The sequence below is a fragment of the Coleofasciculus sp. genome, from assembly GCF_046539235.1.
Classification (GTDB): Bacteria; Cyanobacteriota; Cyanobacteriia; order Cyanobacteriales; family Coleofasciculaceae; genus Coleofasciculus.
The window spans coordinates 1-6,384 of sequence record NZ_JBKHHI010000385.1; the positions used below are offsets into that span (position 1 = coordinate 1).

Genomic DNA, 6,384 nt, shown 5'->3' on the forward strand with positions numbered 1-6,384 from the left:
TCGTTGCTTTTAATTCCAGTGTTTACGCTCAACCAATCGAGAGTATTGCTAAGAAGCAGAGTACAGTAACTGCTGAAAAACAACTGGCTCAAAATCAACCTTCCACAGGTTCCATGCGTGAAGATGAAACAGATTTACCTGTGAGTACATCCGACTGGCAAGCCTATGAAAATCCTATGCCTGTCGGTATTCCATCACTTTATGTTGAAGGCGATGTGCGTCTACCCAATCCGGGATATAGCGCTGAGTTAGTTAGACCAGTAGAGCAAAATTATCTAGATGATAGTCTTACCTTAGTACTGCGAATTGACGAACCAACTGGAAACAGGGTATATCCTCAAGTCGTTGATAGCACTACTGTTCGTTATGAAGACGAATTTTACTTTGGCGATTATGAAAATGTGATCATCAAAGCCGAAGATGGTACTACGCTAGAAACTCTTGATATCCAGGTTGTTCAATAAGCCGATTTAATGTAGGGTGGGCAAAAATACAGGCTGCGCGTGGTCGATGTTCGGCGTATTGGTCTTGGATGGTGGGCGGTGATTTTGCTGCTGCAACCTGCGATTACAGCGATCGCGGCGCTGCTCGACACCCTCTTGGGGGGTAGCGGGATTGGGTTAGGAGAGGCTGAGCGCTTTCTTGACCAACCCTTAGCTATCTTTCCCTATATCCTTTTCATGCTGTTTTTCGGACCAATCCCAGAGGAGCTGGGCTGGCGTGGCTATGCTCTCGATCGCTTGCAGGTCAGGCGTACTGCACTAAATGCTAGCTTGATTCTTGGCGTTGTGTGGGCATTATGGCACCTGCCTATGTTTTTCATTGAGGGGACGTACCAACAGCAGCTTGGGGTGGGTACGTGGCCGTTTTGGAGATTTATGCTAGCAGTAGTGGCGGGTTCTGTCATCTATACGTGGGTGTTCAACAACACCGACCGAAGCACGCTGGCGGCAGTGCTACTCCACTTCATCGGGAACTTTGAGGGTGAACTCTTTGCCCTCTCAGAGCGAGCAGAAACATTGGACTTTGGGCTGTGGGTTATGGTCGCCATCCTTGTCACCGTGGTGTGGGGACCGAGGACACTGTCTCGCGCCCCTAACCGGAAAGGGTTTCAGTAGCCTTCCGGCTCTGCCCATAGAGCTTTCGCACAGCCATATCCTGCGATCGCCTCGAAATGGAAGAATCAACCTGAAAATCAGTATTTTGACCATCAGCTCACAAACCTACCCTACCCTTGGGAGACGGGTGCAGACATCTCGATCGCAGAAACTCCACTTTGGCTCGTCATTACCGTCGTCCTGATGATTACCGTTGGGCGGCAGTACCTAGGGCGTAGAAACCTCGCCACAGAATTCACCCCTGGTGTGCGATGAACTCCGTCAACTGCCCCACCCACCAGGGGATGGGGTTTTCTCGGCGAATTTTATAAATTTACCTTCCAGGCGCGGGATCTCCCGTGCGTGGGAAGAGTGCTCTCAGCAATACCAGTCCGGCGAACACTGACAGTGCGCTCCCCACCCAGTCGGCAATCACCGGGAGGAAGTGACTCACAAACTCCCGCCCCATACTCCACCACAGTCCAAGCACTGCAACCGCGAGACCGCCCAGCACTGCTCGAGCTGTCCGATCGCGATCGCATAACGGGTCGAACGTGAGCTTACCTGTAATGATCCCGTATCCGAGCCACACAGCCAGTCCGACGGCAACGAGTCCGACGATCCAGCTCGGAACCCTTACCCACTGCGCCGCACGACTCAATTTGACAGGGAAAAACCCCATTCGGTCAGCCCACATACCAGCTACGTCGGCGATAAGTTGCAGACTCCGTTCGCTGTTGGTGAGGACTACGATTCCGTCACCTGTCTCCGGTACGGCGTGATACCAAGACCAAGAACCCATTCCTTGTCCACCGTGGGCAACTGCCCGATGACCGTCTGGGAGGGTTTCAACGAAGTGTCCCAATCCAGCAGTATCAGAGCCGAGAGCATAGAACCCAGTTGTCTCGACTACTGGGGTATGCAACTCGGCGACGCTATCGGACGCGAGTACGCCCCGTCCCGGTTCGTCACCACCTGTCCCTTCCGTTCCGGCAGCAACGAACCGACCAATGTCCTCGACCGTTGCGTACAAAGAGCCGTGGGCTCTGGCAGCTTGGCGATACACAGGCACCGGCTTGCCGCTCACCAAGTGTTCGGTGGCGAGTTTCGACTCTACTCGAGCGCTCCAGATAAACGTGGCATCGTCCATGCCGAGTGGGTCTAGAATCTCTTCATCCATATAATCGGTAGCAGCAATAGGAGGGAAATAAAAAGACTAGCTGCGATAATTAAAAAATTTAGCTTTCTTCCGCGAGAAGCCCCACGTCTGACCCGTTAGGAAACCATTCACCCTTGTGTACTGGCTTTGTAATTTTCCCTTGCGTAGAGTCATCTTTAGTCTAGTAGTCAGCATTACACGAGTTTCTCTATCTTTTGATAGAAATACGCCAAGTTACCTAGCGATGTTGAATAATTACTCAAATTTTGATAAAAGGTAATATGGTGCCGAATTATGGGTGTATTTACAAGGCTCTTTCCAAGTAAAACTCCTTCTAAAGGTAGATATGTAATTCGGCAGGCTGTTGTGACGAGGAATTTATATCATGTCTATTTTGCGAAATTCATGGATAGCGATCGCCGGAGTTTCGTTGTCTCTTTTGGGTACAGGAAGCGCTGCACAAGCGATCGTCACTCCAACCGATCCAGACAATTATCTAGTTCCATCCGATGAGTTTAGTGGTGTTGCACGACTAGAGTTAGGTGAAAGCATCTCCTGTTCAGGTTCTCTCCTGAGTGGAGGTTTGCATATTCTTACCGCTGCTCACTGTCTCACAGATAATGAAGGAATTCCTATTCGTAATGTCTTAGATAACTCATCGGCTGTTTTCAATATTGAGCAAGGCTCACCTTCAATCAGGCTGCCGATCGCTATCAGTGACTTTTTTATCCATCCCAATTGGAGTGGCACAGGTGGCGGAGGCGAAGGCTTCGTCAGGGGGAATGATATTGCTGTTTTGCAGTTAGCTGAACCAGCGCCAGCATTTATTGAGCAATATGACCTCTATCGAAATACAGATGAAGTCGGTCAAATTTTCACAAAAGTTGGTTATGGCAATATCGGGCTTGGAAACACTGGATACATACCGAATTCTATTGATGGCAGAAAGCGCTTTGGTCAAAATCGGTTTGATGCATTAGTGGATCTCTTTAAAGAAGAGGAAGTTACATTAACTCATTTCGACGTGGCTACCTCTGAGGTATCGGAAGTCTTTAATTGGGCTGACATTGCAATTTCGGGTAGCCAATTATTGCTTGATTTTGACAATGGTTTGCCTGAAAATGATGCCTTTGGGGTTCATTTCGGAATCGAAGATTTAGGGTTGGGGGATACAGAGGTTAACACTGCTAAAGGGGACTCAGGTGGACCTTCATTCTTGCTTGGCGATGATGGTAATTGGTTGATTGCTGGAGTTTCTTCCCATATTTTTGTTGATAGTTCCGCACGAGTTTACGAGGAAAACTTTTTTGAAACGGACGAGAAGGGCAATCCTGTCGTTTACCAAGACTATTTCCCAGATGATCCCACAACCAGCGTAACGACTGATTTCGTGCCTGGTGTGGGCGAGGTAGGGATTAATGATTCCAGCTTTGGGGGCTTTGGAAGCGTGACGCGAGTATCGAACTATGCCAGCTTTGTTGATGATGCGGTTGCTGGTAAAGTTCCCTCTGCCGTTGCTGTTCCAGAACCCCCTTCTATCCTTGGCACGCTTGCCTTTAGTGCTTTGGGAGCAGGAGGCTTGCTGAAACGGAGAAACAAGCATCGTTCTGCCAAGAATTAATAGTTTTTGGCTAGCCAAATTCAGGAGGAGAATGCCGTCAGCAGTTTGATGCATTCTCCTAAACTTGTCGATCCATACTGGATAGCTAACGGGTCAACATTCTGAAAATCCTGTTTGCGATCGCACTACTGAGTTGATGCTTGGCTGTTGGTCAGCAAACTCGATTGCTCAAGTAACGAAACAAGGCTTTCCCTCATTCCTGAACAATCACAGGTTTTAGAAATGACAACTGCCCCTGGAACGTTGTTTACATCTACCCAAAACTCAGCATGGTTATCGGGAATCCCCACAGGGCGATCTGTCGGAGCTGGAACGACTAGGTAGCCTTGCTTACCTTCAAATTCTCCCTCTAATACGTAGAATGCCTCATCTTCTCGATGATGCAGATGCAAGGGCGGTCCTCCTTGGGGTGGAGAAACATTTTCCAGAACGGTGTATACCCCATCGGTATCTTCGCCTGTAATTTTGATCGCAACGGTGTCACCTAAGACATCAATTAACTTGCCGTCGTCAGGCTGAAGGACTATCGGCAATTTATCTCCTGTAGGTAAGAATGACATATCTGCCCTCCTGTTTGGGTGATCAAGATTGAGTTGATCGTTATTTCTTTTTGTTTGAACTCTTTACTGTGTGGTGCAGGCGTCTCGCCTGCATAGTCTTTCAGTCCAGTAAGATTCAACGATTCAACTTAAGTTGCAATCCAACCATTGAAGCGGAAAACGATCGCCTTTCTCCTCAATAAACCGATCCAGTTGTTCAAGAGTCAATGATGAGGGAAGTGAATAACGGTCAGAAATCTTCTCCTTGAGGTCAGTATAGTAGCGCATCATCGAAGCAAAATCTCTAGGATAGGCTTTCTCATCTACCCCGACAAATTCACCCCGTTGTTTTGCTCGCTGCAACACACTCCGCCATTGTTCAATCGAAGCCAGACCAGCGGAATCCGTCCCGTGAGAAAATAGCATCATGTATATTTCATTGTAGGGGTCAGTGTGATCGAGGTACTGTTGCAACTCCTCTAGGTCAGGTTGGACATTAAATGTCATCCAAAAAGGAACTGAACCCGTCCGCATTGTCCAATAGGGTTCGTGCAATGCAAAAGATTCCACCAGCAAGCGATTGGCGTTAATCTGGCGTTGCCGATACCAATCCCGATATAATTCTGCGACAAAAGGGCTGGGATCAGCAGGTTCGTCATAAACAATGCGTCGCACCTTATACCCTCTCTTAAGAGCAAAACGCTCTACATCGTCTCGTAGTGCAGCTTCAAAACCCCATTCCGATTCAGGACTTTCCCCATTTGGTGCAGGTGCATCCCACTTTGTGCGAGGATCGTTGTAGCGTTTGAGAAACTCGGTGACGCGATCGCTTCCATGCAGATACTCATCTGGTGATAAACCTCCTACTGCGCCCATTTGAAAGAAGTGGCGCTCATCAATCTGAGTGGTAGGCCATGTCTTGTTACACTCAACTAAAAAGATCGTACCGCCTAAGGGCAAACAATTCTCTAGAAAGCGCTCGTAAGCTATTCCCAAACGCAACCGCTTCACCCGAAAATAAGCCATTCCCTTACTCGTCAAGCGGTCTTGATTGGGGTCGTGCATGTGATGCAACTGAAGATCGGGATTTGCTTCTAAAAATTTTGGCGCTTGTTTAATTCCCCACTCCAGAAAAGGTTGGATATCATTCGGATCAAAGCCGGGATGTTTGACAGGGACAAGATAAGTTTGGGGTAGCCAGGGAATGCCTAATGCGGCATACAAATGAACCAATGCGCCACAGGAAGACCCGATGGCAACGGCGGGATAGTCTCGTTGGGGATATTCATTCACCACCCACTGAGAAACCACTTCCGATCGCACATCTTTTAAGTATTCTACTGGTATTCCTTCATTGGCACTTCCCGTTGAGTAGATAAATTCCTGAAGGGGACGGGGTAATATATTCACCAATCCCAGCAAGGGTTCAATTGCAGGGGAAGCAATACCCAACCCCGGTAAATCCTCTCCTCGCAAGTATGCAGCCGTCCCTCGTAACATCGCTGAGGCTGAATCAAAAGCCGCCAGGTAAGGGGGCGATTGACCTAGGTTGGCGAGAATCGAAGCTAGGATGGGTTCGTACCAGAGTTGATTCATTGCACTCCTCCTATGATTAAATCTGCTACGGTCTCCTGAATAAACTCGTCACTAACACGGGACAGTTCTACAGGTTTACTATAATTCAAGGTATGCCCCCCACCGGGAATAATCTTCAATTTGCCATTGGGTAACATCTCCACCACTTCTTGTGTCCAATTTTGAGGGACTACCGGATCGTTTTCACCCCGCACTACTAATGTGGGGATGTGCATATAGGGGAGTTTAGCTTCGATGCGGTCATTAAAAGCCATCTGTATCGTGCGAATGACGCGAGGTAAACCCGCCGCGGCATAATCCTGCACTTGAATGGGTAGTTGAGAAGCCTTTTCATAGGGTGCATTGAGAGCAAAACGCCACAACTGTTCTGGT

General features: G+C 48.4%; 7 protein-coding genes. 3 read left to right on the plus strand and 4 right to left on the minus strand.

The window, feature by feature from the left end:
* Both ACLFWI_RS24715 and ACLFWI_RS24720 read left to right on the plus strand, forming a co-directional pair.
* The coding region (locus ACLFWI_RS24715) for a hypothetical protein (protein WP_446415121.1) at nt 1–464 on the plus strand (464 nt) is incomplete at its 5' end.
* Between the two features lie 39 nt (nt 465–503).
* On the plus strand, nt 504–1,118 hold the full coding sequence (locus tag ACLFWI_RS24720; RefSeq protein ID WP_446415122.1) for a CPBP family glutamic-type intramembrane protease: 615 nt from the start codon (nt 504–506) through the stop codon (nt 1,116–1,118).
* A gap of 313 nt (nt 1,119–1,431) precedes the next feature.
* On the opposite strand, the gene ACLFWI_RS24725 is transcribed toward ACLFWI_RS24720, so the two are convergent.
* Nucleotides 1,432–2,277 (minus strand): serine hydrolase domain-containing protein, encoded by an 846-nt coding sequence (locus tag ACLFWI_RS24725; protein WP_446415123.1) that lies wholly within the window; start codon nt 2,275–2,277, stop codon nt 1,432–1,434.
* Between the two features lie 364 nt (nt 2,278–2,641).
* On the opposite strand from ACLFWI_RS24725, the gene ACLFWI_RS24730 reads away from it, so the two are divergent.
* Nucleotides 2,642–3,877 carry a trypsin-like serine protease gene (locus ACLFWI_RS24730; protein ID WP_446415124.1) on the plus strand — a complete coding sequence of 412 codons (1,236 nt, stop codon included), beginning with the start codon at nt 2,642–2,644 and terminating at the stop codon, nt 3,875–3,877.
* 125 nt (nt 3,878–4,002) lie between these two features.
* Here the strand turns inward: ACLFWI_RS24730 and ACLFWI_RS24735 are convergent, their stop codons facing one another.
* From ACLFWI_RS24735 to ACLFWI_RS24745, 3 genes are all read right to left on the minus strand, one after another.
* Nucleotides 4,003–4,437 (minus strand): hypothetical protein, encoded by a 435-nt coding sequence (locus ACLFWI_RS24735; RefSeq protein WP_446415125.1) that lies wholly within the window; start codon nt 4,435–4,437, stop codon nt 4,003–4,005.
* Between the two features lie 123 nt (nt 4,438–4,560).
* Entirely contained in the window at nt 4,561–6,012 is a 1,452-nt protein-coding gene (locus ACLFWI_RS24740) for a hypothetical protein (RefSeq protein WP_446415126.1), read from the minus strand.
* Nucleotides 6,009–6,384: alpha/beta fold hydrolase (locus ACLFWI_RS24745; RefSeq protein WP_446415127.1), on the minus strand; the 376-nt coding region annotated here is incomplete at its 5' end. The genes ACLFWI_RS24740 and ACLFWI_RS24745, both read right to left, overlap by 4 nt.

Bases quoted from the DNA above. Each gene is read 5' to 3' on its own strand.
- ACLFWI_RS24725 (WP_446415123.1), bottom strand. From the start codon at position 2,277: ATGGATGAAGAGATTCTAGACCCACTCGGCATGGACGATGCCACGTTT.
- ACLFWI_RS24730 (WP_446415124.1), top strand. From the start codon at position 2,642: ATGTCTATTTTGCGAAATTCATGGATAGCGATCGCCGGAGTTTCGTTG.
- ACLFWI_RS24735 (WP_446415125.1), bottom strand. From the start codon at position 4,437: ATGTCATTCTTACCTACAGGAGATAAATTGCCGATAGTCCTTCAGCCT.
- ACLFWI_RS24740 (WP_446415126.1), bottom strand. From the start codon at position 6,012: ATGAATCAACTCTGGTACGAACCCATCCTAGCTTCGATTCTCGCCAAC.